Here is a 23369-nt window from a genome sequence, read left to right on the forward strand (position 1 = left end):
TGTTCATCCTGCTGGCGGGGGTGCTGGCCATCCCCAACATGCCGGTATCGCAGTATCCCGACGTGGCGCCCCCGGCCATCACCATCACCGCGACCTATCCCGGCGCGTCGGCCAAGGAAGTGGCCGAATCGGTCACCAGTATCATCGAGGACAAGCTCAACGGCGCCAAGGGCCTGATCTACTACGAGTCGGTCAGCGATTCCTACGGCACCTCGACCATCACCGCCACTTTCGCGCCCGGGCGCGATCCCGACCTGGCGCAGGTGGACGTGCAGAACCGAGTGTCCAACGTGATCGCCCAACTGCCCTCCGCGGTGCAGCAACAGGGCCTGAAGTACGAGCAGACCAGTACCGGCTTCCTGATGATCGTGACGCTGTCGTCCACCGACGGCTCGCTCGACCAGACGGCGCTGGCCGACTACATCACCCGCAACATCCAGAACCCGGTGTCGCGGGTGTCCGGCGTGGGCCAGTTCCAGCTGTTCGCGGCGCCGCGCGCCATGCGCATCTGGGTCGATCCGGCCAAGCTGGTGGGCTTCAGCCTGAGCATGGCCGAGGTCAACCAGGCCATCGCCGCGCAGAACGTGCTGGTGTCCGGCGGCAGCATCGGCGCGCCGCCCAACCCCGAATCGCAGCGCATCACCGCCACCGTGGTGGCCAACGGCCAGCTCAGCACCGTCGAGGGGTTCGGCAAGATTGTGCTGCGCGCCAACACCGATGGCTCCAAGGTGCTCCTGCGCGACGTCGCCCGCATCGAGGTCGGCGCCGACAACTACCAGTTCGGCGCCCGCCTGAACGGCAAGCCGACGGCGGCCTTCGCCATCGTGCTGTCGCCGGACGCCAACGCGCTGGCCACCGCCCAGGGCGTGCGCCAGCAGATGGATGAGCTGTCCAAGTACTTCCCGGGCAACATCACCTACGCCATCCCCTACGACACCGCGCCCTACGTCAAGGTCTCGATCGAGCAGGTGCTGCACACCCTGGCCGAAGCCATGGTGCTGGTGTTCCTGGTGATGTACCTGTTCCTGCAGAACGTGCGCTACACCCTGATCCCGGCGCTGGTGGTGCCGGTGGCCATGCTGGGCTCGTTCGCGGTGATGCTGGGGCTGGGCTTCTCCATCAACGTGCTGACCATGTTCGCCATGGTGCTGGCCATCGGTATTCTGGTGGACGACGCCATCGTGGTGGTCGAGAACGTCGAGCGGATCATGGCGACCGAAGGCTTGCCGCCCAAGGAAGCGACCAAGAAGGCCATGCCGCAGATCAGCGGCGCCATCATCGGCATCACGCTGGTGCTGGTGACGGTGTTCCTGCCGCTGGCCTTCATGAGCGGGTCGGTGGGCGTGATCTACCGCCAGTTCTCGGTGGCCATGGCCGTGTCGATCTTCTTCTCGGCGCTGCTGGCGCTGACCTTCACGCCGGCGCTGTGCGCGACCATCCTGAAGCCGGTGCCCAAGGGACACCACAACGACAAGAAGGGCTTCTTCGGCTGGTTCAACCGCAAGTTCGACGCCACCACGCACGGCTATCAGAACTGGGTTTCGCGCATCCTGCACAAGGGCGGCCGCATGATGCTGGCGTTCCTGGTGCTGGTGATCCTGCTGGGCTGGCTGTACCTGCGCCTGCCGTCGTCGTTCCTGCCGGAAGAAGACCAGGGCTACGTCATCAGCAACATCGAGCTGCCCACGGGCGCCAGCGCCAACCGCACGGTGGAGGTGATCGAGGAGGTCGAGGCCTATTTCCGCCAGATCCCCGCGGTCGAGAACATCATTACCGTGCAGGGCTTCAGCTTCAACGGCAACGGCCTGAACGCGGCCATCGCCTTCACCACGCTCAAGGACTTCAAGGACCGCAAGGGCAAGGGCGATTCCGCCGGCGCCATCGCGTTCAATGCCTTCCAGAAGCAGTTGATGGGGGTGCACGACGCCATGGTGTTCACGCTGGTGCCGCCCGCGATCTCGTCGCTCGGCAACGCCACCGGTTTCGACCTGCGCCTGCAGGATCGCGGCTCGGCCGGCACCGACGCGCTGGCCGCGGCCACGGGCCAGCTGATGGGCATGGCGATGAAGAGCCCGGTGCTGTCGCAGGTGCGCATCACCGGCCTGTCGGCCGGCGCGCAGCTGACGCTGGATATCGACCGCGACAAGGCCGCCGCGCTGGGGGTGAACTTCGACGAGGCCGCCTCGCTGATTTCCACCGCGGTCGGTTCGGCCTACCTGAGCAAGTTCCCCAACCTGGGCCGGATGCAGAACATCTGGGTGCAGGCGGATGCGCCGTACCGCATGCAGCTGTCCGACGTGCTCAAGCTCAACGCCCGCAACGCGCAGGGCGGCATGGTGCCGCTGTCGACGTTCGTCACCGCCAAGTGGTCGCAAGGCCCGGTGCAGGTGGTGCGCTACAACAGCTACGAATCCATGCGGATCGGCGGCAGCGCCGCGGCCGGCTACACGACCGGCCAGGCCATGGAGGAAATGCAGAAGCTGGTGGGCCAGCTGCCGCAGGGCTTCGGCTACGAGTGGACCGGGCTGTCCTACCAGGAGCGCCAGGCCGGCAACCAGGCCCCGATCCTGATGGGCCTGTCGCTGCTGGTGGTGTTCCTGGTGCTGGCCGCGCTGTATGAAAGCTGGGCCATCCCGATCTCGGTGATGCTGGTGGTGCCGCTGGGCATGCTGGGCGCGGTGGCGCTGGTCAGCGCGCTGGGCATGTCCAACGACGTGTACTTCCAGGTGGGCATGGTGACCGTGATCGGGCTGGCGGCCAAAAACGCCATCCTGATCGTGGAATTCGCCAAGGACCAGTACGCGCGCGGCATGGGTCTCTACGAGGCGGCGGTGGAAGCCGCGCGCCTGCGGTTCCGGCCGATCCTGATGACCTCGCTGGCCTTCATCCTGGGCGTGGTGCCGCTGGCCATGGCCACCGGCGCCGGCGCCGCCAGCCAGCGCGCGGTGGGCCTGGGCGTGTTGGGCGGCATGCTGGCCGCCACGCCGTTCGCGGTGATTTTCGTGCCGACCTTCTTCGTCGTGGTGCTGGGCCTGTTCAAGACCAAGCCGCGCCTGCTGGGCGCCGAGCTGCGCGCCTTCGAGGAAGAGCAGGCGGCCAAGAAGGCGGCCGCGGGGCAGACCCCGCCGGACGCTCCCGCACAACCCAACGGTGGCCAGGAGGGCAAGGAATGAGCGCCCTGATGTTCAAACAGACCGCCTTGTCCGCCTTCGTGGCGGTGGCGTTGGCCGGCTGCTCGCTGGCGCCCGACTACAAGCGTCCCGACGCGCCGGTCTCCGGCAACTGGCCGGACCAGCCCAAGGTGCAGTACGGCGCGTATGCCAATCCGATGACGCTGGGCACGCAGCCCGCGTCCGCGGTGGCGCCGCAGGCGGCCACGGCCGCCGCCGACCTGGGCTGGCGCGAGTTCTTCCACGATCCGCGCCTGCAGCGCCTGATCGAACTGGCGCTGGTCAACAACCGCGATCTGCGCGTGGCGGTGCAGCGCGTCGAAGAGGCGCGCGCCCAGTACGGCGTGCAGCGCGGCGCGCAGTGGCCGAGCATCGGCGCCGGCATCCAGGGCCAGCGCCAGCACCTGCCGCGCAACATGCGCCCGGGCGGTCCCGATTCGACCTCGATCAGCAGCTCGTACCAGGCCGGTCTGGGCCTGACCACGTTCGAGATCGACCTGTTCGGCCGGCTGCGCAGCCTGTCGGAAGCGGCATACCAGCAGTACCTGTCGACCGAGCAGGCGCAGAAGAGCACGCACATCACGCTGATCGGGTCGGTGGCCGAGTCGTATTTCAACCTGCGCGCGGCCGAGGTCCAGCTGGAACTGACGCAGCGCACGCTGTCCTCGCGCCAGGAATCCTACAACCTGGTCAAGCGCCGCTTCGACGGCGGCGTGGCGTCCGAGCTCGACCTGAACCAGTCCAAGTCGCTGCTGGACACGGCCTCGGCCGACCTGGCGCAACTGGCCCGCGCCCGTGCGCAGGCGATCAACGCGCTGGTGGTGCTGCTGGGCACGCCGCTGCCCGATGACCTGCCGGCGCCGGCGCCGTTCGGCCGCGACCAGCTGCTGGCGAGCGTGCCGGCCGGCCTGCCGTCCGACCTGCTGGAACGCCGTCCGGACATCCTGGCCGCCGAGAACAACCTGAAGTCGGCCAATGCCAACATCGGCGCGGCGCGCGCGGCGTTCTTCCCGACCATCTCGCTGACCGGCCTGCTGGGCGTGTCGAGCCCGTCGCTGGATACGCTGTTCAAGGGCGGGCAGGGGTACTGGAGCTTCTCGCCGTCGATCACCACGCCGCTGTTCGCGGGCGGCAGCATCCGCGAAGGCCTGAATCTCGCCAAGGCGCGCGACAATATCGCGGTGGCGCAGTACGAGCAGACCATCCAGCAGGCGTTCCGCGAAGTCTCGGACGCGCTGGCGGGCGAGGCCACCTATGGCGCGCAGCTGGACGCCCAGCGCGCGCTGCAGGATTCGTCGGCGCGCACCCTGGAACTGTCGAATCTGCGGTATACCAATGGGGTCGACAGCTACCTGCAGGTGCAGACCGCGCAAGTGGACTTTTTCAATGCCCAGCTGGCGCTGGTGCAAACCGGCCTGGCCGCGCTGATCAACCGTGTGGAACTCTACAAGGCGTTGGGCGGCGGCTGGGAAGAAACAACGAAAGTGCAATGATAGAACTTGGTGTAAACATCGATCACGTCGCGACCCTGCGGCAGCAGCGTCACACGACCTATCCCGACCCGGTGGCGGCGGCGCTGCGCGCCGAGGACGCCGGCGCCGACCTGATCACGCTGCATCTGCGCGAAGACCGCCGCCACATCCAGGACGCCGACGTCTACGCGATCCGGCCGCAGCTGCGCACGCGCATGAACCTGGAATGCGCGGTCACGCCCGAGATGCTGGAGATCGCCTGCGCGGTCAAGCCCAATGACGTCTGCCTGGTGCCGGAAAAGCGCACCGAGCTGACCACCGAGGGCGGACTGGAAGTGGCGGGCGCCATGTCGGCGGTGTCGGACGCCGTCGGCCTGCTGGCCGAGGCCGGCATCCGCGTGTCGCTCTTCATCGATCCGGACCCCGCGCAGATCGAAGCCGCCGCCCGCGCGGGCGCGCCGGTCATCGAGCTGCACACCGGCGCCTACGCCGAAGCCGAGGGCGAAGCCGCCCTGGCCGAGCTGGAGCGCATCCGCGTGGCGGTGGCCGAAGGGCTGCGCCATGGCCTGCGCGTCAACGCCGGCCATGGCCTGCACTACGGCAACGTCAAGCCGGTGGCGGCGCTGGACGGCATTTCCGAGCTCAACATCGGCCACGCCATCGTGGCGCAGGCGGTGTTCGACGGCTGGGAAAAGGCGGTGCGCGACATGAAGGCGCTGATGGTGCAGGCCCGCCTGGAAGCGCTGCGCGGCCGTTGAGCCCGGGCCCGATCCCTTCCCACGGCGCCGCAGCGATGTCCCAGCCCGAAGCCCCTCCCGCCGTCCCCGCGCCGGCCGCCATCGGCGGCATCGGCATGGACCTGCTGCGCATCGACCGCATCGAGCGCGCCCTGGCGCGCCACGGCGACCGCTTCGCCGAGAAGATCCTGGGACCCGAGGAACTGGCCAAGTTCCACGCCCGCCGCGCCCGCGACCCGGTGCGCGGCGTGCGCTTCCTGGCGACGCGCTTTGCCGCCAAGGAAGCCTTCTCCAAGGCGGTGGGGCTGGGCATGCGCATGCCCATGACCTGGCGCCGGGTGCAGACCCTGAACGCGCCCGGCGGCCGGCCGGTGCTGGTGATCGCGCCCGAACTGCTGGAATGGTACGTGCAGCGCTTCGGCGCCGCGCACGTTTCCATCACCGATGAATCCGACATGGCCGCCGCCTATGTGGTGGTCGAACGCAAGCCCTGAGCCCGCGGGCCGGCCTGCAAGACACAGACAGAAGGACACGCCGATGGCCAAGAAGAAATCCCGGGCGCTGCCGCCCGGTCCCGTGATGGTCGATGTGGCCGGCACCGTGCTGACCAAGGAAGAAAAGAAGCGCCTGCGCCACCCGCTGGTGGGCGGCGTGATCCTGTTCGCGCGCAATTTCGAGAACCGCCGCCAGCTGACCGAGCTGACCCGCCAGATCCACAAAGCGCGCAAGGAGCGCCTGCTGATCCTGGTCGACCACGAGGGCGGCCGGGTGCAGCGCTTCCGCGAGGACGGCTTCACGCCGCTGCCGGCGATGCGCGACCTGGGCGTGCTGTGGGACCGCGATCCGCTGACCGCCATGCGCCTGGCGACCGAGGCCGGCTACGTGCTGGCCGCCGAACTGCGCGCCTGCGGCGTGGACATGAGCTTCACGCCGGTGCTGGACCTGGACTACGGCGTCAGCAAGGTGATCGGCAACCGCGCCTTCCACCATGACGCGCGGGTGGTGACGATGCTGTCGCGCGCGCTGATCCAGGGCCTGGCGCTGGCCGGCATGTCGGCCTGCGGCAAGCATTTCCCGGGGCACGGTTTCGTCGGCGCGGATTCGCACCACGAGATCCCGGTCGATCCGCGCCCGCTCGAACGCATCCTGAAGGACGACGCCGCGCCCTACGCCTGGCTGGGCGACGCGGTGCTGCCGTCGGTGATGCCGGCGCACGTGATCTACCCCAAGGTCGACAAGCATCCGGCCGGCTTCTCCAGGCGCTGGGTGCAGGACATCCTGCGCACCCGCCTGGGCTACGATGGCGTGGTGTTCTCGGATGACCTGACCATGGAAGGCGCGTCCGTCGCCGGCGACATCCTGGCGCGCGCCCAGGCCGCGCTCGGCGCCGGTTGCGACATGGTGCTGGTGTGCAACCGGCCCGACCTGGCCGACGAGCTGCTGGCGCGGCTCGAGTTCGACCATGCGCCCGAGTCCGTGGCCCGCATCCGCCGGTTGATGCCGCGTTTCGACGCGCTCGACTGGGACTCCCTGCAGGCCGAAAGCCGTTACCAGAATGCCCGACGACTTCAATCTCAAATCGTTCCTGGCTGACCTGCCGCATCTTCCGGGTGTCTACCGGCACCTGGATGCGGCCGGCGAGGTCATGTATGTCGGCAAGGCGCGCGACCTGAAAAAGCGCGTCTCGTCGTATTTCCAGAAGAACCTGGCCAGCCCGCGCATCGCCCAGATGGTGGCGAAGGTGGCGCGGCTGGAGGTCACGGTGACGCGCTCCGAAGCCGAAGCGCTGATCCTGGAAAACAACCTCATCAAGAGCCTGAAGCCGCGGTACAACATCCTGTTCCGCGACGACAAGTCCTACCCGTACCTGCTGATCACCGGCCACGACTGGCCGCGCATCGCCTATTACCGCGGCGCCACCAACAAGCGCGGCCAGTATTTCGGCCCGTTCCCGAACGCCTGGGCGGTGCGCGAGACCATCCAGATCCTGCAGAAGGTGTTCCGCCTGCGGACCTGTGAGGACACCGTCTTCGCCAACCGCTCGCGGCCCTGTCTGCTGCACCAGATCGGGCGCTGCTCGGCGCCCTGTGTCGGCGCCATCGCGGCGCAGGACTACGCCTCGGACGTGCAGCGCGCGGTGCGCTTTTTGAACGGCGAGGCCAAGGACGTGATGGGCGAGATCGAGGCCCGCATGCTGGAGGCCGCCGAGGCGTTGCGCTTCGAGGAAGCCGCCGCGCTGCGCGACCAGATGGGCTCGCTGGCGCGGGTGCTGCATCAGCAGACCATGGAAAACGTCAGCGGCGAGGACACCGATATCGTCGCGGTCGCCATCGCCGGCGGCAAGGTCTGCGTCAACCTCGCCATGGTGCGGGGCGGACGCCACCTGGGCGACAAGCCGTTCTTCCCGACCCATGCCGAGGGCGAGGCCGCGCCGCAGGTGCTGGAAGCCTTCGTGGCGCAGCACTACACCGACAACGCGCTGCCGCCGGTGCTGGTCTGTTCGCACGCGCTGCCCGACGCCGGCCTGATCGACCTGCTGGTGGAGCAGGCCGGCGGCCGTCCGTCGCGCGTGCTGACCCGGCCGCAGGGCGCCCGCCGCGCCTGGCTGGAGCAGGCGGTCAAGAACGCCGAGATGGCGCTGGCCCGCGCCCTGACCGAATCCGGCGCCCGCGCCGCCCGCACCCTGGCGCTGGCCGAGACGCTGGACCTGGATACCGACGAGGCGGCGCTGGACGCGCTGCGCATCGAGTGCTTCGACATCAGCCATACCGCCGGCGAGGCCACCCAGGCCTCCTGCGTGGTGTTCGAGCACCACGACATGCAGCCGTCGCTGTACCGCCGTTACAACATTGCCGGCATCACGCCGGGCGACGACTACGCCGCCATGCGCCAGGTGCTGACGCGGCGCTTCGCCAAGGTGGCCGACGGCGAGGCCCAGATGCCCGGGCTGGTGCTGATCGACGGCGGCAAGGGCCAGGTCGAGGTGGCGCGCCAGGTGTTCGCCGAGCTGGGCCTGGACATCCAGGCGCTGGTGGGCGTGGCCAAGGGCGAAGGGCGCAAGGTCGGCCTGGAAACCCTGGTATTCGCCGACGGCCGCCCGCCGGTGGCGCTGGGCGGCGAATCGGCCGCGCTGATGCTGATCGCCCAGGTGCGCGACGAGGCGCACCGTTTCGCCATCACCGGCATGCGGGCGCGCCGCGCCAAGACCCGCAACGTGTCGCGGCTGGAGGAGATCGAAGGGGTCGGGGCGCGCCGGCGGCAGCGCCTGCTGGCCCGTTTCGGCGGTTTTTCGGGGGTGGCGTCGGCCAGTATCGAGGATCTGGCGTCGGTGGACGGGATTTCCGAGGACCTGGCCGAACGGATCTATGAGGCGCTGCGCGGATAAGGCCCGGAACGCCCGTTTCACGGCCGTCCGGCGGCCGCGAGACAGCCAGTGCAACCCGGCTGATGTAGCATACGGACACTATGCCAATTAACGTACCCATAATTCTGACGTGGCTGCGGATAGCCATGATTCCGCTGGTGGTAGGGCTGTTCTACCTGCCTGAAAGCTGGTTGTCCGTGCCGGTGCGCGATACCTTCGCCGCCTGGGCGTTCATCATCGCCGCGCTGACCGACTGGTTCGATGGCTGGCTGGCGCGCCGCTGGAACCAGACGTCGGCGTTCGGGGCGTTCCTGGATCCGGTGGCGGACAAGCTGATGGTCTGCGCCGCGCTGATCGTGCTGCTGGACCTGAGCCGCGTCGACGCCTTCATTTCGCTCATCATCATCGGCCGCGAAATCACCATTTCGGCGCTGCGCGAGTGGATGGCCAAGATCGGCGCCAGCGCCAGCGTGGCGGTGCACCGGCTGGGCAAGTTCAAGACCGCCGCGCAGATGGTGGCGATTCCGTGCCTGCTGTACAACCAGCCGATCCACGGCATTTCCACCAAGATGCTGGGCGACGTGCTGATCATCGTGGCCGCGGTGCTGACGGTCTGGTCGATGCTGTATTACCTGCAGCGCGCCTGGCCCGCGATCCGCGAGAAAGCGCAGTAAACCACGGCGGCCCGGCTCGCGCCCGGGGCCGTCGGGACAGACCAAGAGCGATGCCGGCGGGGCAAAGACCGCGACCGGCCCGGCCATGCGCCGCATTCGCCACAGGGACAACGCCGGCCAGGCCGGACGTTGCTGGAGACAACCCGCGAGCCGCCCCGGGGCGGCCGCCTTTCGCCGCTGCCCGCGGCCTTGCGCAATGACTACCGCTGCATCCAACCTGGCCTCGGACGCCGCCGTCCGCCGCCGCGACTGGCAGATCATCCTGCTGATCGGCGTGGCCCACGCCTCGTCGCACTTCTTCCAACTGGTCCTGCCGTCGCTGTACGTGTCGCTCGGCAACGAGTTCGGGCTGGATTTCGCCCGTCTCGGCCTGCTGGTGTCGACCTTCTACGTGGTCTCGGGCATCGGCCAGGCCTCGTCCGGCTTCGTGGTGGACCGCATCGGCGCGCGGCCGGTGTTGTGGTTCGGCCTGTCGTGCTTCGTGCTGTCGGGCCTGCTGATCGGCTCGGCCACCGGCTACACCATGCTGATGGCGGCCGCCGTGGTCGGCGGCATCGGCAATTCGGTATTCCACCCGGCCGACTATTCCATCATCAACCACCGCATCACGGCGCCGCGCCTGGGCCACGCTTTTTCCGCCCACGGCCTGACCGGCAACCTGGGCTGGGCCCTCACGCCCGTGTTCATGACCTCGATCACGCTGCTGGCCAACTGGCGCGTGGCGGCCTACAGCGCCGCCGCGCTGGTGGCCTTCGTGCTGCTGCTGACCGTGCTGGGCCGCCACCTGCTGGGCGGCGCGGAGCCGGCCCAGGCGGACGACGCCAAGGCTGGCGCGCGCGCCGCGCCCAAGCCGCAGGAGGGCGTGCTGACGACCCTGGCCACGCTGCTGTCCAAGCCGGCGCTGTGGGGCGCGTTCCTGTTTTTCGCCTGCACCTCGATCGCGCTGTCGTCGGTGCAGAACTACACCATTCCGCTGCTGGGCCAGCTGTACGACCTGTCCAAGGTGGCGGCCAGCTCGGCGCTGTCCGGCTACATGGTGGCGTCGGCGGTGGGCATGGCGGCCGGCGGCTTCCTGGTGTCGGCCAATCCGCGCACCGAACGCACGGTGATGGTGGCGCTGATCCTGGCCGGCCTGACGCTGGTGGTGCTGGCGCTGGGCCTGGTGCCGGCGCTGTTCGCCGCGCCGGTGGTGGCGCTGGCCGGTTTCTGCTCGGGCGTGGCCGCGCCCTCGCGCGACATGCTGATCCGGCGGGTGACGCCGAAGGGCTCGACCGGCTCGGTCTATGGCCTGGTGTATTCCGGCATGGACGTCGGCTCGGCGCTGGGGCCGCTGGCCTTCGGCCTGCTGCTGGACGCCGGCCTGCGCCAGGGCCCGTGGATCGGCGCGGGCGTGGCGTTCACCGCCGCCGCGCTGCTGGCGCAGTGGATCGCGGTGCAGGCGCGCCGGGCGGATCCCGCCGCCGCGGTGCCGGCGCGTTCCTGACGCCGAGCGTCGTCGCATCAAGCAGAACGCCGCCCTCGGGCGGCGTTTTTTCTTGGGCGCGGCGGATCCGCCGTCGCCCGCAAAGGGGCGCTGGTCGCGGCCGGATCAGCCGCGCGCCTCGATATGGGCGGCGATCGCGCGGCCGATGTCCTCGGTGCGGGCCTGGCCGCCCAGGTCGGGCGTGCGCGGGCCGTCCTTCAGGCAGTGCTCGATGGCCGCCAGGATGGCGTCGTGCGCGTCCTGGCTGCCCAGGAACTGCAGCATCAGCGCGCCCGACCAGATCATGGCGATGGGGTTGGCGATGCCCTTGCCGTAGATGTCCGGGGCCGAGCCGTGCACCGGCTCGAACAGCGAGGGGAAGGCGCGTTCCGGGTTCAGGTTGGCCGACGGCGCGATGCCGATGGTGCCGGTGCAGGCCGGGCCCAGGTCCGACAGGATGTCGCCGAACAGATTGGACGCCACCACCACGTCGAAGCGCTGCGGCTGCAGCACGAAGCGCGCGGCCAGGATGTCGATGTGCTGCTTGTCGGTCTTGACGTCCGGATACTGCTGGCCGACGGCGTCGGCGCGCTCGTCCCACCACGGCATGCTGATGGCGATGCCGTTGCTCTTGGTGGCGATGGTGAGCTGCTTGCGCTGGCGGCGGTTGGCCAGCTCGAAGGCGTAGCGCATGACGCGGTCGGTGCCGTGGCGGGTGAAGACCGATTCCTGGATCACGATCTCGCGCTCGGTGCCGGAGAACAGGCGGCCGCCCAGGTTGGTGTATTCGCCCTCGGTGTTCTCGCGCACGATGAAGAAGTCGATGTCGCCCGGGCGCTGGCCGGCCAACGGGCAGGGCACGCCCTCGAACAATCGGACCGGGCGCAGGTTGATGTACTGGTCGAACTCGCGGCGGAATTTCAGCAGCGAGCCCCACAGCGAGACGTGGTCCGGCACCGTGGCGGGCCAGCCGACCGCGCCGAAGAAGATGGCGTCGTAGCCCTGCAACTGTTCCTTCCAGTCCGCCGGCATCATCTCGCCGTGCTGCGCGTAGTACTCGCAGTTGGCCCAGGGGAAGGTGTCGATCTGCAGCGTCAGGCCGAAGCGGCGGGCGGCGGCTTGGACGGCGCGCAGGCCTTCGGGCAGGACTTCATTGCCGATGCCGTCGCCGGCGATGGCTGCGATTTTGTGGACGTGGGACATGGAGAGGGACCTGAAAAGGGAAGGGGAAAGGGCGTCCCGCGCCGCGCCATCGGGCGCGTTGCGGTGGATGGCAGCCATGGTAGGCGTGCCTACAGTCCATCTACAATGACCCGTCGCGTGAAATGAATATGCACGAATCATGAATAATGACCTGCTGCCCGCCGACCTGCGCGTCTTCAACGCGGTGGTGCGCGCCTCCAGCTTTTCCCGGGCCGCCGAAGACCTGGGCATGTCGGCCGCCTACGTCACCAAGCGCATCCGGCTGCTCGAAGCCAGCCTTGGCACGCCGCTGTTCCACCGCACCACGCGCCGCGTGGTGGTGAGCGAGGCGGGCGAGCGCGTCTACCACTGGGCCCAGCGCATCCTCGACGATGTCGATCACCTGGTCGAGGAGGTCGGCGTCACGCGCCGCGAGCCGCGTGGGCTGCTGCGCATCTGCAGCAGTTTCGGCTTCGGGCGGCGGGTGGTGGCGCCCGCGCTGTCGGCGTTCGTGTCGCGCCATCCCGCGGTGCAGGTGCGCTTCGAGGTGTTCGACCGGCTGGTCGACGTGGCGGCCGAGGGCTATGACCTGGACGTGCGGGTCGGCGACGACATCGCGCCGCACGTGATCGCGCGCAAGCTCGCGGCCAATCACCGGTTGCTGTGCGCGGCGCCGTCGTACCTGGCCGAGCGCGGCGCGCCGCGCAAGCTGGACGATCTGGCGGCGCACGATTGCCTGGTGATCAAGGAGCGCGACCATCCCTTCGGCGTCTGGCGCATGCGGCGCGGCGAGCGCGAGCACACCGTCAAGGTGCGCGGGCCGCTATCGGCCAACAATGGCGAGATGGTGGTGCAGTGGGCGGTGGACGGGCGCGGCATCATCCTGCGGTCGGCCTGGGACGTGGGCCCGCTGATCGCCGCCGGCAAGCTGGTGCCGGTGCTGCCGCAGTACCGCCAGGAGGCCAACATCTGGGCGGTGTACCCGGCGCGGCTGAACGCCTCGGCCAAGGTGCGGGTGTGCGTGGATTTCCTGGAGGCGCATCTGCGCCAGCTGGATGCTGGCGTCTGACAATTGAACCCCGCGCCGGACACCGCGCGGCGACAGGCCGGCCTGCCCGGTTTGCGTCAGGTCAAGCCTCCATGGCGGGGCGCGGCAGGGCGCCGGCGCGCTTGACGCATCGCAAGCCGCCTGGCGGCCCGCTCCGCTGTAATGACCTTGAGAACGACAAGGTTATTCAACAGGAGAAAGCCATGAGAAAGAAGCACGCGATGCTCGCGGCGGGTGTCGTCATTGCGCTGTGGGCGGGCCAGGCGTCGGGCGCGCCGCGGCAGGAACCGATCCAGCCGATCGAGGCGGCGGTGATCAAGGACCCGGCCAAGGTGGAGCTGGGCAAGAAGCTGTTCTTCGACCCGCGCCTGTCGCGCTCCGGCGCGATCTCCTGTAATTCCTGCCACAACCTGGGCATGGGCGGCTCCGACAACCTGAAGGCGTCGATCGGCCACAAGTGGCAGCAGGGTTCGATCAATTCGCCGACGGTGCTCAATTCCAGCCTGAACATCGCCCAGTTCTGGGACGGCCGCGCCAAGGACCTGCGCGAGCAGGCCGGCGGCCCGATCGCCAATCCGATGGAAATGGCCTCCACCCATGAACTGGCGGTGCAGGTGCTCAATTCCATTCCGGGCTACCGCGCCGAATTCAAGCAGGTGTTCGGCAAGGACGACATCACCATCGACGAGGTGACCGGCGCGCTGGCCGCCTTCGAGGAAACGCTGGTGACGCCGAACTCGCGCTTTGACCAGTGGCTCAAGGGCGACGACAAGGCGCTGACGGTGAAGGAGCTGGCCGGCTACACGCTGTTCAAGAACAGCGGCTGCGTGGCGTGCCACAACGGCGTGGCGGTGGGCGGCAACTCGTTCCAGAAGATGGGGCTGGTGGCGCCGTACCAGACCGACAACAAGGCCGAGGGCCGCGCCGCCGTCACCGGCAAGGATGCCGACCGCTTCAACTTCAAGGTGCCGACGCTGCGCAACGTGGCGCTGACCTATCCGTACTTCCATGACGGCGAGGCCGCCACGCTGACGCAGGCGGTGGACGTGATGGGCCGGTTGCAGCTGGGCCGCACCTTCACGCCGGACGAGAACGCGCAGATCGTGGCGTTCCTGAAGACGCTGACGGGCGACCAGCCGGCGATCCAGTATCCGCTGCTGCCGCCATCGGCGGACGATACGCCGCGGCCGGCGCCGTTCGTGAAGTAGGGAGGGGGGCGGCGCCGTCGGGGGCGCCGCCTGTGAAGGGCGTCGTTCGCCTCGGGGCGGACGACGCCTGCTTTTTTACTGGCGCACCGTGCGCACGTCGGCCGGCGGCGTCGTCTCGACGTTGCTGCGCCACGGGTTGATGTCCAGCCCGCCGCGCCGCGTGTAGCGCGCATAGACCGTCAGTTGCTCGGGCGCGCAGGCCTGCATGATGTCGGTGAAGATGCGTTCCACGCAGTGCTCGTGGAACTCGGCGTGCTGGCGGAACGAGATCACGTAGCGCAGCAGCGACTCGCGGTCGATCGGCTTGCCGCGGTAGCGGACCTGCACGCTGGCCCAGTCGGGCTGGCCGGTCACCGGGCAGTTGGATTTCAGCAGGCGCGAGCACAGGGTTTCCTCGACCACGTCGCCCGGGCGGTTGCGCAGCAGCTGCGGCGCCGGCTCGTAGGTGTCGATCTCGATGTCGAGCTTGTCTATATAGATACCGTCGAGTTCGCCCATCCGCAGTTCGCCGAAGCGCTGCGGCAGGATGAAGTCCAGCCCCACGGGGGCGCCGGCGGCGGCGCTCAGGTCGCGCTCCAGCCGGCCGCGCAACGCGGCCGAGTTGACCAGCCGGGTCTGGTTGAACGAGTTCAGGTACAGCTTGAACGACTTGGACTCGATGATGTTGGGGCTGTCGGCCGGCACCGAGAACGTGGCCATCGCCACCCGCGGCTTGCCCTTGGCGTCGAGCCAGGACAACTCATAGGCGTTCCACAGGTCGACGCCGGTGAATGGCAGCGGGCCGCTCGCCAGGTTGAGCGCCTCGCGGTTGTGGGCGCGGGCGATGGGGAACAGCAGCGAGGGGTCGTATTGCGAGACGTAGGTCACGCTCTGGCCCAGCGGGCCGTGAGACAGCGTCATGGAAAGGTCGTCGGAAAACGTGGAGATGACCGCATTGTAGGCGGTCACGAACGCTTCATTTTTCGCATCATGAAACGCCGCTCCCGGCATGTGAAAGTTCGTGCTGCGCCGCCGCGCAAGGGCATTTCACGGATGACAATTGCGTTCCGTAATGCGGAATGATCGAAATAACTTGTTGATTTATAGAAATAATATTTTTCCTCTTATATAAGAGGCGCGGCCACATTGCTCCGCAGCACAGGCATAGACTTTCTCCAACGATTCACGCAATGCAACCCCGAAGTTTTCTTGCCTTTTCAGCCATAGACCAAGGAGCATGACCATGAGCAACCGCGAAACCGAAATCCGCAATCTGCAGAAAGACTGGGCCGAGAACAGCCGCTGGCAGGGCATCAAGCGCGACTACAGCGCCGAGGATGTCATCCGCCTGCGCGGCTCGATCGCCGTCGAGCATTCCCTGGCCCGCCGCGGCGCGACCCGCCTGTGGGAGCAACTGCACAGCGAGCCTTTCGTGAATTCGCTGGGCGCCCTGACCGGCAACCAGGCCATGCAGCAGGTCAAGGCCGGCCTCAAGGCCATCTACCTGTCGGGCTGGCAAGTGGCCGGCGACGCCAACCTGGCCGGCGAGATGTACCCCGACCAGTCGCTGTACCCCGCCAACTCGGTGCCGCAGGTCGTGCGCCGCATCAACAATTCGCTGACCCGCTGCGACCAGATCCAGTGGATGGAAGGCAAGAACCCGGGCGACGAGGGCTACATCGATTTCTTCGCCCCCATCGTGGCCGATGCCGAGGCCGGTTTCGGCGGCGTGCTGAACGCCTTCGAGCTGATGAAGGCCATGATCGAGGCCGGCGCCTCGGGCGTGCACTTCGAGGACCAGCTGGCGTCCGTGAAGAAGTGCGGCCACATGGGCGGCAAGGTGCTGGTGCCGACCCGCGAAGCCGTGGCCAAGCTGGTCTCGGCGCGCCTGGCGGCCGACGTGATGGGCACGCCCACCTTGCTGCTGGCCCGCACCGACGCCGATGCCGCCGATCTGGTGACCAGCGACGTCGATGACAACGACCGCCCGTTCATCACCGGCGAACGCACGGTGGAAGGCTTCTTCCGCACCCGCGCCGGCATCGATCAGGCGATCTCGCGCGGCCTGGCCTACGCGCCGTACGCCGACCTGATCTGGTGCGAAACGTCCACGCCCAACCTGGAATACGCCCGCAAGTTCGCCGACGCGATCCATCGCCAGTTCCCGGGCAAGCTGCTGGCGTACAACTGCTCGCCGTCGTTCAACTGGAAGAAGAACCTGGACGACGCCACCATCGCCAAGTTCCAGCGCGAGCTGGGCGCCATGGGCTACAAGTTCCAGTTCATCACGCTGGCCGGCTTCCACGCGCTGAACTACGGCATGTTCGAGCTGGCCCACGGCTACGCCCGCCGCCAGATGAGCGCCTTCGTCGAACTGCAGCAGAAGGAATTCGCCGCCGCCGACCTGGGCTTCACCGCGGTCAAGCATCAGCGCGAAGTGGGCACGGGCTACTTCGACGCCGTCACCCAGACCATCGAGGGCGGCAAGTCCTCGACCACCGCGCTGACCGGCTCGACCGAGGAAGCGCAGTTCGAGCACGGCAAGGAGCAGAAGGCCGCCTGAGCCGGACGGGATTGATTTTGCAGTTGCAGTTGTAGTGCTGTTGTAGGGTGGATTCAGGGTGCCTGCGGGCACCCTCTTTTTTTGCATGGCCGCGCGGGTTGGTTGGCGCGCTAGGATCCGACTCCTGCCGCCTCGCGCGCCTCCTCCTTTATCCATTCGGCAAACGCTCGGACAGGGGGCGGGCTCAACGTGAGCGGCTCGGGGAGCACCAGGCAGAAGGCCTTGGAGACGGTTTTTGCCTGGGGCCACGGCGCGATCAGCCGGCCCGTGGCGATTTCGGCTTCCACGTAGAGGCGCGGCACCAGCGCCACGCCCAGGCCGGCCAATGCCGCTTCGATCAACATGGCATGCAGGTCGTATCGCACGCCCAGCGCCGCGTTGGCCAGGGGGATACCGGTTTCCCGCGCATAGCGCTGCCAGGCGTCTGGATTCTGCCGCCGATGCAGGCGCGGAAGGGCGTCCAGGGCCGGCGGGCCGGCATCACCTTTCACCAGGGCGGGATGGCACACGGGGATCAGCACTTCGTCGAGCAAATGCTGTGTGTGCATTCCTGTCCAGGCCGGGTGCGCGAAATGGATGGCGGCGTCGAACCCGCTGCCGGCCAGGGCAAACGGCTCGAGGCGCTCGGCCAGATGCACGGCGATGTTCGGGTGCAGCCGCTGGAATCGTGGCAGGCGGGGAATCAACCATCGCATGGCGAAGGTGGGCACCGTGGCGATGTCGAGGTTGGCGCTGTCTTGCCGTTGCCCGATCAGGTACTGGCTGTCCCGGTCCAGGCGGTCGAGCAGTTCGCGCACCTGGACGGCGTAGCGGGCGCCGTTGGGCAGCAGCCGGACGCGGTTACCGATCCGCTCGAACAATGGAACGCCGAGAAAGGCTTCCAGGCGGCCGATCTGGCGGCTGATGGCGCCTTCGGTGACGGCCAGTTCGTCTGCGGCGCGGGCGAAGCTGCCATGGCGGGCGGCCGCTTCGAAGGCCATTAGGGAAGTATTGCTGGGGATCCTGCGGCGCATGGGGACTATCCGCCTTGGCTTGACGTTTGATCAATGAAGCATACCGAAAAATCGTTTTATCGCGAGTTTCTCCGGCCATACCATGATGAAACCTCAACCAAGGAGCCGGACACGCCACGTGGCCGGCCGCGACCGAACCCATGATCTACACCGTCGAATGCAGTTTCGCGGACCCCGCCAGCGAAAGGCCGTGGAACGATTTCTATAGCCTGCAAAAGCTGCCCGCGCTCATTTCCGTGAGCGGCTTCCGGACCTCGCAACGCTTCCAGGCGCTGAGCGCCAGTTGCCCGACCTACCTCGCCGTCCATTCGATCGACGGGCTCGAGGTGTTGCTCGGAGAGGAATATCGCCAGAAGGGCGGCGGTAACTTCGCCCGCTGGCAGCCACACATCACGGACTGGCGCCGCAATCTCTATGCCGGCCTGGCGCGAGCCCCCGCCATTGCCGCGGACGAAACCCTGCTGGTCAGTGACGTCGGCGCCGAGCCGCTGGTCGCGTTGGGCCTGACGCCCGCCGCCATGCACGCGGTGGCGTTGGACAACTCTCCGGGGCGCCGGTGGTTGGCGCAGTGCCCGCGTGGCGCGGATGTCCAAGCGCCGTCATTGCCGCCCGGCGTGCACTGCTATGCGCCGATGACGGCGCAACTGACGAATGCGCGCGGGGCCGGCCGCGATGCGTCGAAGTAGCGCCGCCATGCCCAACGTGACATTTTTCTTCGCGGCGCAATGCATGCCGGCCGACCGCGATCTGGCGGAGTTGGCCGAGGCATGCACAGCACTGTGCGTCAACGTGCTCGGCGCGGCGCTGGAGAACGTGCACATCATCAACCTGGCGGTTCACCCGGGGCGCGGACTGCCGGTATTCGCGGAAGTCCAATTCCGGCTCGAACCATTCCGCCCGCCCGCCGTGATGGAGGCCTTCATGGCGGGGCTGGATGAAACCATCCAGCGCACCACGCAACTGACCGCGCGCATCCGCTGCTTCGGCCATGCGGCAGGAGCCATCCATGCGCGCCATTGAGCATCCTGGAGGATCGCCATGCAACCCATGACCTTGCCAAGCCTGCGGATCGGCGAGTTCTCGATCACCGCCATCAGCGACGGATACCTGTCCACCACCCTTGAATCGCTTTCCAACATCGATCCGGAGGATGCCGCCAAGCTGCAGCGCGACGCGGGCGTTTCCGACCCCGGCGCGATCCATATCAATGGCTACCTGGTCCGGGGCAGGGGCCGCACGCTGCTGATCGATGCGGGCGCGGGGGGATTCAAGCAATGGGGCGGCAAGCTTCTGGCCAACCTGGCGTTGGCCGGCGTGCAACCCGGCGACATCGACATGGTGCTGCTGACCCACGCGCATCCCGATCACGTTGGCGGATTGCTGGATGCGGCGGGACGCGAAGTCTTTGCGCAGGCCGAATTGGTCGTGCATGCGCGGGAGGTGGCATTCTGGGAAGACGATGGCCATCTCGCGCGGGCCAGCGAGCGCGCACGCGGCAACTTCCAGTTCGCCCGCAAGGTGTTCGGCGCGTATCGGGCAAGGATGCGCACGTTCACGGGCCGCGAGGTCCTGCCCGGCATCGAAGCGGTGCCCCTGCCAGGGCACACCGCCGGGCATTCCGGCTTTCGCCTCGAGTCCGACGGACGGAGTGTGCTGATCTGGGGGGACATCGTGCACTTTCCGCAGATCCAGATCGCCCGCCCCGACGTATCGATTGCATTCGATCAGGATCCGACCCTGGCCGCCAACACGCGCGCGACGCTGCTGGACAGCGTCAGTGCGGACGGGCTCCTGATCGCCGGCATGCATCTCGGCGAACCTGGCTTTGCCCGTATCGCCCGCCAGGGCGATGGCTACCGCATCGCCTACGAAACCTGAGCAGGACGGCCCCGGTTGTCTCAGGCGGCGCGGCCGTTCGAGGCCAGGTAGGCGCCGGGCGCCTGGCCCAGCACGCGCCGGAACGCGCTGGTGAAGGCGCTGGGGCTGGCGTAGCCCAGGTCGAGCGCGACGCGGGTCACGGGCTGGCCCTGGCTCAGGCGCTCGATCGCGGCCAGCAGGCAGGCCTGCTGGCGCCAGGCGCCGAAGCTGACGCCGGTTTCGGCGCGGAACTGGCGGGTGAAGGTGCGCCGGCTCATGCCGGCCGCGGCCGCCATCGTATCCAGGTCCGCCATGATCGACGGCGCCGCGAACAGCGCGCGGCAGGCGCGCGCCAGGCGCGGGTCGGCGGGCAGCGGCGCGTGCAGCGACAGCGCCGGCATGGCGGCGATTTCGGCCGCCAGCAATGCCATCAGCTTGCCGGCGCGGCCATCGAGGTCGTAGAGCGCGGGCAGGTCGACGGCTTCGTCGAGCAGGTGACGCAGCAGCGGCGAGACGGCGCGGACCTGGCATTGCGCGGGCAGGCGCAAGGCCCGCGCGGCGGCGTCGGTGAGGAAGGTGTTGAGCATGGTCACCGCGCCGCCCATGGTCATCTGGTGATCCATGCCCGCCGGCACCCAGCAGGCGCGTTGCGGCGGCACCAGCCAGTGGCCTGTCGGCGTGGCCACGCTGATGGCGCCGCGCGCGGCGTAGGCGAACTGGCCGCGGCGGTGGGCGTGCGGCGGGAAGGTCAGACCGGCCGGATAGTCGCAGGCCGTCACCACCACGTCGCGCGGAATGTCCTCGTAGGGATCGACCAGGGTATTGCGCATGGCCCGGATTCTACAGCGGATGACCCTATGTCGAAGGCGGGCCGGCCGCGCCGGGCCTAGGATGCCGGCATTGCCAATCGCGTCCGCTGCCCCCGGCGACGCATCGCCAGACCCCCAGGAGCCGACATGGCCAACACTTTCCATCGCGTGGGCCACGGCCCGCATCCCGTCATCGTGCTGCACGGCTGGTTCGGCGACGCGCGCGCCTTCGAACCGATCGAGCCCTGGCTGTCGGGCGCGGACTTCAGCTACGTCTTCATGGACTATCGCGGCTACGGCGGCATGCGCGAGGTGGCCGGCGAGCATTCGATCGACGAGATCGCCGCCGATGCGCTGGCGCTGGCCGACGCCTTGGGATTCGAGCGCTTCAGCCTGGTGGGCCATTCGATGGGCGGCATGGCGATCGAGCGGGTCGCGGCGCTGGCGCCCGAGCGGGTGCGCGCGCTGGCGCCGGTGGCCCCGGTGCCGTGCGGCGGCATCGCCATGGCGACGGCCACGCGCTCGCTGTTCGACGGCGCGGCCGATGACCTGGCCGCGCGCCGCGCCATCATCGACCGCAGCACCGGCGGACGCCTGCCGGCGGCGTGGGTGGCGTGGAAAGCGGCCTATTCCGCCGCGCATTCCTCGGCCATGGCCTTCGCCGCCTATCTGCCCGCCTGGGTCGGGACCGATTTCAGCGACCGCATCGACGGCCGCCATCCGGTGCTGGCCCTGGTGGGCGAGCACGATCCGGTGTTCACGCCGGCGCTGATGGCCGCGACCTATGCGCGGCGCTATCCGCGCACGACGATCGAGGTGCTGGCCAATGCCGGGCACTATCCGATGAATGAAACGCCGCTGGCGCTGGCGGCGGCCATCGAGCGCTTCCTGCGGACAGTCGCCGGGGACTGAGCGCGGCGCACGCGGCGTTGCGCGCAGTCCGCTGCCGTCAACCCGCGGCGCGCATCGCCGCCAGGCATTCCGCCAGCGGCGGCATCGTGCGCGCCAGCGCCTCGACGGCGGTCGCGTCGACCCGGTCCTGCGGCGGGATCTCGGCCAGCACCCGCACATTGCCGAAGCGTTCGATCGCCTCGCGGTTGCCGGCCGACAACGGGCCGCTCATGATCACGCCCAGCACCGGGATGGCGCGGCGCCGCAGCGCTTCCAGGCTGAGCAGCGTGTGGTTGATGGTGCCCAGGCCGCTGCGCGCGGCCAGCACCACCGGCATGCCCAGGCGCGCGATCAGGTCGATCATCATGTGGCTGTCGTCGATCGGCACGTACAGGCCGCCGGCGCCTTCGACGATCAGCGGCGCGCGGGTGACGGGCGGCACGATGGCGGTGGCGTCGATCTCGGCGTCTTCCAGCGGCGCGGCGGCCCACGGCGACAGCGGCGCCTGCAGCACATAGGCCGGCAGGTGCAGGCGCTCGGGCGGCAGCTGCGCCAGGCGGGCGACGGTCTCGGTGTCGCCCGGTTCCTCGGCCACGCCGGTCTGCACCGGCTTCCAGTAATCGGCCTGCCAGGCGCGCGCCAGGATGGCCGAGACCAGGGTCTTGCCGATGCCGGTGTCGGTGCCGGTGACGAATACGCCTTGGGCGGGGGAGTCAGTCATGTTTTTCCAGATTCCGTAGGCCAGGTGGTAGGTCACCGTGGCGCCTTGTTTGTCGAACTGCGCCAGCACCCGCCGCAACGCGGCCGCGCCCAGCGGCGCCGTGCCGGGCGCGGGCGTGGTGGCGCCGATGCCCTTGAGCGCCTTCAGGAAGTGCAGGCCGTCAGGATGATCTTGTATCAGCCGCTCGCTGTGCACGCCACCGGCCAGATCGGCCATGGCCGGACGGATGGCCCCGCTTGGCGGATACGCCGGGGTGGCCGCGGTCGCGCCGGCGGCGTCGTGGGCGGCGCGCCATTCCGCGAACGTGTCCTCGGCCAGCGTCGCCACCGCCAGGTGGCCGCCAGGCGCCAGCAGGCCGGCCAGGCGGCCCAGGCCGCCGTTCAGGTCGGCGAACCACTGCACCGCCAGGCTGGAGCAGATCAGGTCGTAGCCCCCCGGCAGGTCCCGCGGATGCTCGCCGTCCAGCACCTGGTAGCGCGCGGCGCCGGGCAGCGCCGGGCCTTCCTGGGCCCGCGCCAGCATGGCGGGGGAGATGTCGGTGACGGTCCAGTCCGCCGGCCCCAGCCGGGCGGCCAGCGCCTGCGTCAGCAGGCCGGTGCCGCAGCCGATCTCCAGGATGCGCGGACGCGGCGGCAGCGGCAGCCGCCCGATCGCATCGGCCAGCCGCTGGGCGGTGATGCGCTGGGCGGGGGCGTGGTCGTCATAGCGCGCGGCGGCGGCGCCGAAGCGCGCGCCGACCCGGGCATTGCGGCGATCGGCGCTCATGCGGCGGGCGCCACGCGGGCCAGGAAGGCGCGGATCCGCTGCGCGCACCAGTCGGTGTCGGTCAGCGGCAGCAGGTGGCCGCCGGCCTCGCGCCAGTGCAGGTCGGCGGCGGCGCCGAAGCCCGCCGTCGTCATCGGCGCGGGCGCGATCGGATCGGCCGCGCCGGCCAGCGCCAGCAGCGGCATCGGCAGCGTCGCCAACGCGGCGCGCTGGTCGGCGTCGCGCAGGATACGCAGGTCGCGCGTCAGCGCTTCGAGTTGGGGCGCGCCGAAGGCGCCGGCGTCGCCGCAGCGCTGGCGGAAATCGCGCAGCACCGCGTCGGGTTGCGCCGCCAGCCGGTTCAGCATGCGGTCCAGCATGCGCGCCGGCACGCCTTCGGGGAAGTCGTCGGCCGCGCCGAAGCGGGCGAAGCCGTTGATCGCCACCAATCCCAGGCAGGCGGGCGGCGGTTCGC

21 protein-coding genes are annotated in these 23369 nt (G+C 68.9%); 15 read left to right on the forward strand and 6 right to left on the reverse strand.

Annotation, left to right across the window (positions count from 1 at the left end; genetic code table 11):
• From AOZ53_RS00375 to AOZ53_RS00410, 8 genes are all read left to right on the forward strand, one after another.
• On the forward strand, positions 1-3173 hold a 3173-nt coding region (locus tag AOZ53_RS00375; RefSeq protein ID WP_054486567.1), incomplete at its 5' end, for an efflux RND transporter permease subunit.
• A complete protein-coding gene (locus AOZ53_RS00380; protein ID WP_054431656.1) occupies positions 3170-4663 on the forward strand; it encodes an efflux transporter outer membrane subunit in 1494 nt (497 codons plus the stop codon). The genes AOZ53_RS00375 and AOZ53_RS00380, both read left to right, overlap by 4 nt.
• Positions 4660-5400, forward strand: coding sequence for a pyridoxine 5'-phosphate synthase (locus tag AOZ53_RS00385; protein WP_054431655.1), 741 nt, complete (start codon positions 4660-4662; stop codon positions 5398-5400). Before AOZ53_RS00380 ends, AOZ53_RS00385 begins: the two co-directional genes overlap by 4 nt.
• A 35-nt stretch (positions 5401-5435) precedes the next feature.
• The gene (gene acpS / locus AOZ53_RS00390; protein ID WP_054431654.1) at positions 5436-5873 is read left to right on the forward strand and encodes a holo-ACP synthase; all 438 of its coding nucleotides are present in this window, start codon (positions 5436-5438) and stop codon (positions 5871-5873) included.
• A gap of 43 nt (positions 5874-5916) precedes the next feature.
• Complete coding sequence (gene nagZ, locus AOZ53_RS00395) at positions 5917-6972, forward strand: beta-N-acetylhexosaminidase (RefSeq protein WP_054431653.1); 1056 nt, start codon at positions 5917-5919, stop codon at positions 6970-6972.
• Positions 6935-8764, forward strand: a complete 1830-nt coding sequence (gene uvrC / locus AOZ53_RS00400; RefSeq protein WP_006390552.1) for an excinuclease ABC subunit UvrC — start codon at positions 6935-6937, stop codon at positions 8762-8764. Before nagZ ends, uvrC begins: the two co-directional genes overlap by 38 nt.
• Before the next feature lie 80 nt (positions 8765-8844).
• Entirely contained in the window at positions 8845-9417 is a 573-nt protein-coding gene (gene pgsA, locus AOZ53_RS00405) for a CDP-diacylglycerol--glycerol-3-phosphate 3-phosphatidyltransferase (protein ID WP_006390551.1), read from the forward strand.
• 196 nt (positions 9418-9613) lie between these two features.
• Positions 9614-10900 carry an MFS transporter gene (locus AOZ53_RS00410; protein ID WP_054486568.1) on the forward strand — a complete coding sequence of 429 codons (1287 nt, stop codon included), beginning with the start codon at positions 9614-9616 and terminating at the stop codon, positions 10898-10900.
• A 105-nt stretch (positions 10901-11005) separates the two neighbouring features.
• Here the strand turns inward: AOZ53_RS00410 and AOZ53_RS00415 are convergent, their stop codons facing one another.
• Complete coding sequence (locus AOZ53_RS00415) at positions 11006-12082, reverse strand: tartrate dehydrogenase (RefSeq protein WP_054486569.1); 1077 nt, start codon at positions 12080-12082, stop codon at positions 11006-11008.
• A 139-nt stretch (positions 12083-12221) separates the two neighbouring features.
• On the opposite strand from AOZ53_RS00415, the gene AOZ53_RS00420 reads away from it, so the two are divergent.
• Both AOZ53_RS00420 and AOZ53_RS00425 read left to right on the forward strand, forming a co-directional pair.
• Positions 12222-13130: a LysR substrate-binding domain-containing protein gene (locus AOZ53_RS00420; RefSeq protein WP_054431650.1), complete on the forward strand. Its 909-nt coding sequence runs from the start codon at positions 12222-12224 to the stop codon at positions 13128-13130.
• 182 nt (positions 13131-13312) lie between these two features.
• The gene (locus AOZ53_RS00425) at positions 13313-14317 is read left to right on the forward strand and encodes a cytochrome-c peroxidase (protein WP_054431649.1); all 1005 of its coding nucleotides are present in this window, start codon (positions 13313-13315) and stop codon (positions 14315-14317) included.
• A gap of 75 nt (positions 14318-14392) precedes the next feature.
• Here the strand turns inward: AOZ53_RS00425 and queF are convergent, their stop codons facing one another.
• The gene (gene queF / locus AOZ53_RS00430) at positions 14393-15217 is read right to left on the reverse strand and encodes an NADPH-dependent 7-cyano-7-deazaguanine reductase QueF (RefSeq protein ID WP_054431738.1); all 825 of its coding nucleotides are present in this window, start codon (positions 15215-15217) and stop codon (positions 14393-14395) included.
• Between the two features lie 322 nt (positions 15218-15539).
• Between queF and aceA the strand changes: the two genes are divergently transcribed.
• On the forward strand, positions 15540-16859 hold the full coding sequence (gene aceA, locus AOZ53_RS00435; RefSeq protein WP_006390545.1) for an isocitrate lyase: 1320 nt from the start codon (positions 15540-15542) through the stop codon (positions 16857-16859).
• A gap of 110 nt (positions 16860-16969) precedes the next feature.
• Here aceA and AOZ53_RS00440 read toward each other — a convergent pair whose 3' ends face one another.
• The gene (locus tag AOZ53_RS00440; protein WP_054486570.1) at positions 16970-17872 is read right to left on the reverse strand and encodes a LysR substrate-binding domain-containing protein; all 903 of its coding nucleotides are present in this window, start codon (positions 17870-17872) and stop codon (positions 16970-16972) included.
• Between the two features lie 140 nt (positions 17873-18012).
• Here AOZ53_RS00440 and AOZ53_RS00445 point away from each other — a divergent pair, with 140 nt between their 5' ends.
• From AOZ53_RS00445 to AOZ53_RS00455, 3 genes are read left to right on the forward strand one after another with little or no spacing between them, the layout of a single operon-like run.
• The gene (locus tag AOZ53_RS00445; RefSeq protein ID WP_054486571.1) at positions 18013-18558 is read left to right on the forward strand and encodes a hypothetical protein; all 546 of its coding nucleotides are present in this window, start codon (positions 18013-18015) and stop codon (positions 18556-18558) included.
• A 43-nt stretch (positions 18559-18601) separates the two neighbouring features.
• Positions 18602-18892, forward strand: a complete 291-nt coding sequence (locus AOZ53_RS00450; RefSeq protein WP_369815827.1) for a hypothetical protein — start codon at positions 18602-18604, stop codon at positions 18890-18892.
• A gap of 18 nt (positions 18893-18910) precedes the next feature.
• A complete protein-coding gene (locus AOZ53_RS00455) occupies positions 18911-19750 on the forward strand; it encodes an MBL fold metallo-hydrolase (protein ID WP_054477242.1) in 840 nt (279 codons plus the stop codon).
• A gap of 20 nt (positions 19751-19770) precedes the next feature.
• Here AOZ53_RS00455 and AOZ53_RS00460 read toward each other — a convergent pair whose 3' ends face one another.
• Complete coding sequence (locus AOZ53_RS00460) at positions 19771-20559, reverse strand: AraC family transcriptional regulator (protein ID WP_054486572.1); 789 nt, start codon at positions 20557-20559, stop codon at positions 19771-19773.
• A 126-nt stretch (positions 20560-20685) separates the two neighbouring features.
• On the opposite strand from AOZ53_RS00460, the gene AOZ53_RS00465 reads away from it, so the two are divergent.
• A complete protein-coding gene (locus AOZ53_RS00465; protein WP_054486573.1) occupies positions 20686-21450 on the forward strand; it encodes an alpha/beta fold hydrolase in 765 nt (254 codons plus the stop codon).
• Between the two features lie 37 nt (positions 21451-21487).
• Here AOZ53_RS00465 and bioD read toward each other — a convergent pair whose 3' ends face one another.
• Complete coding sequence (bioD, locus tag AOZ53_RS00470; protein ID WP_054486574.1) at positions 21488-22915, reverse strand: dethiobiotin synthase; 1428 nt, start codon at positions 22913-22915, stop codon at positions 21488-21490.
• Positions 22912-23369: alpha/beta fold hydrolase (locus AOZ53_RS00475; protein WP_054486575.1), on the reverse strand; the 458-nt coding region annotated here is incomplete at its 5' end. The genes AOZ53_RS00475 and bioD, both read right to left, overlap by 4 nt.

Origin of the sequence: Achromobacter sp. 2789STDY5608621 (genome assembly GCF_001299375.1) — a bacterium.
Lineage (GTDB): Bacteria > Pseudomonadota > Gammaproteobacteria > Burkholderiales > Burkholderiaceae_B > Achromobacter > Achromobacter insuavis.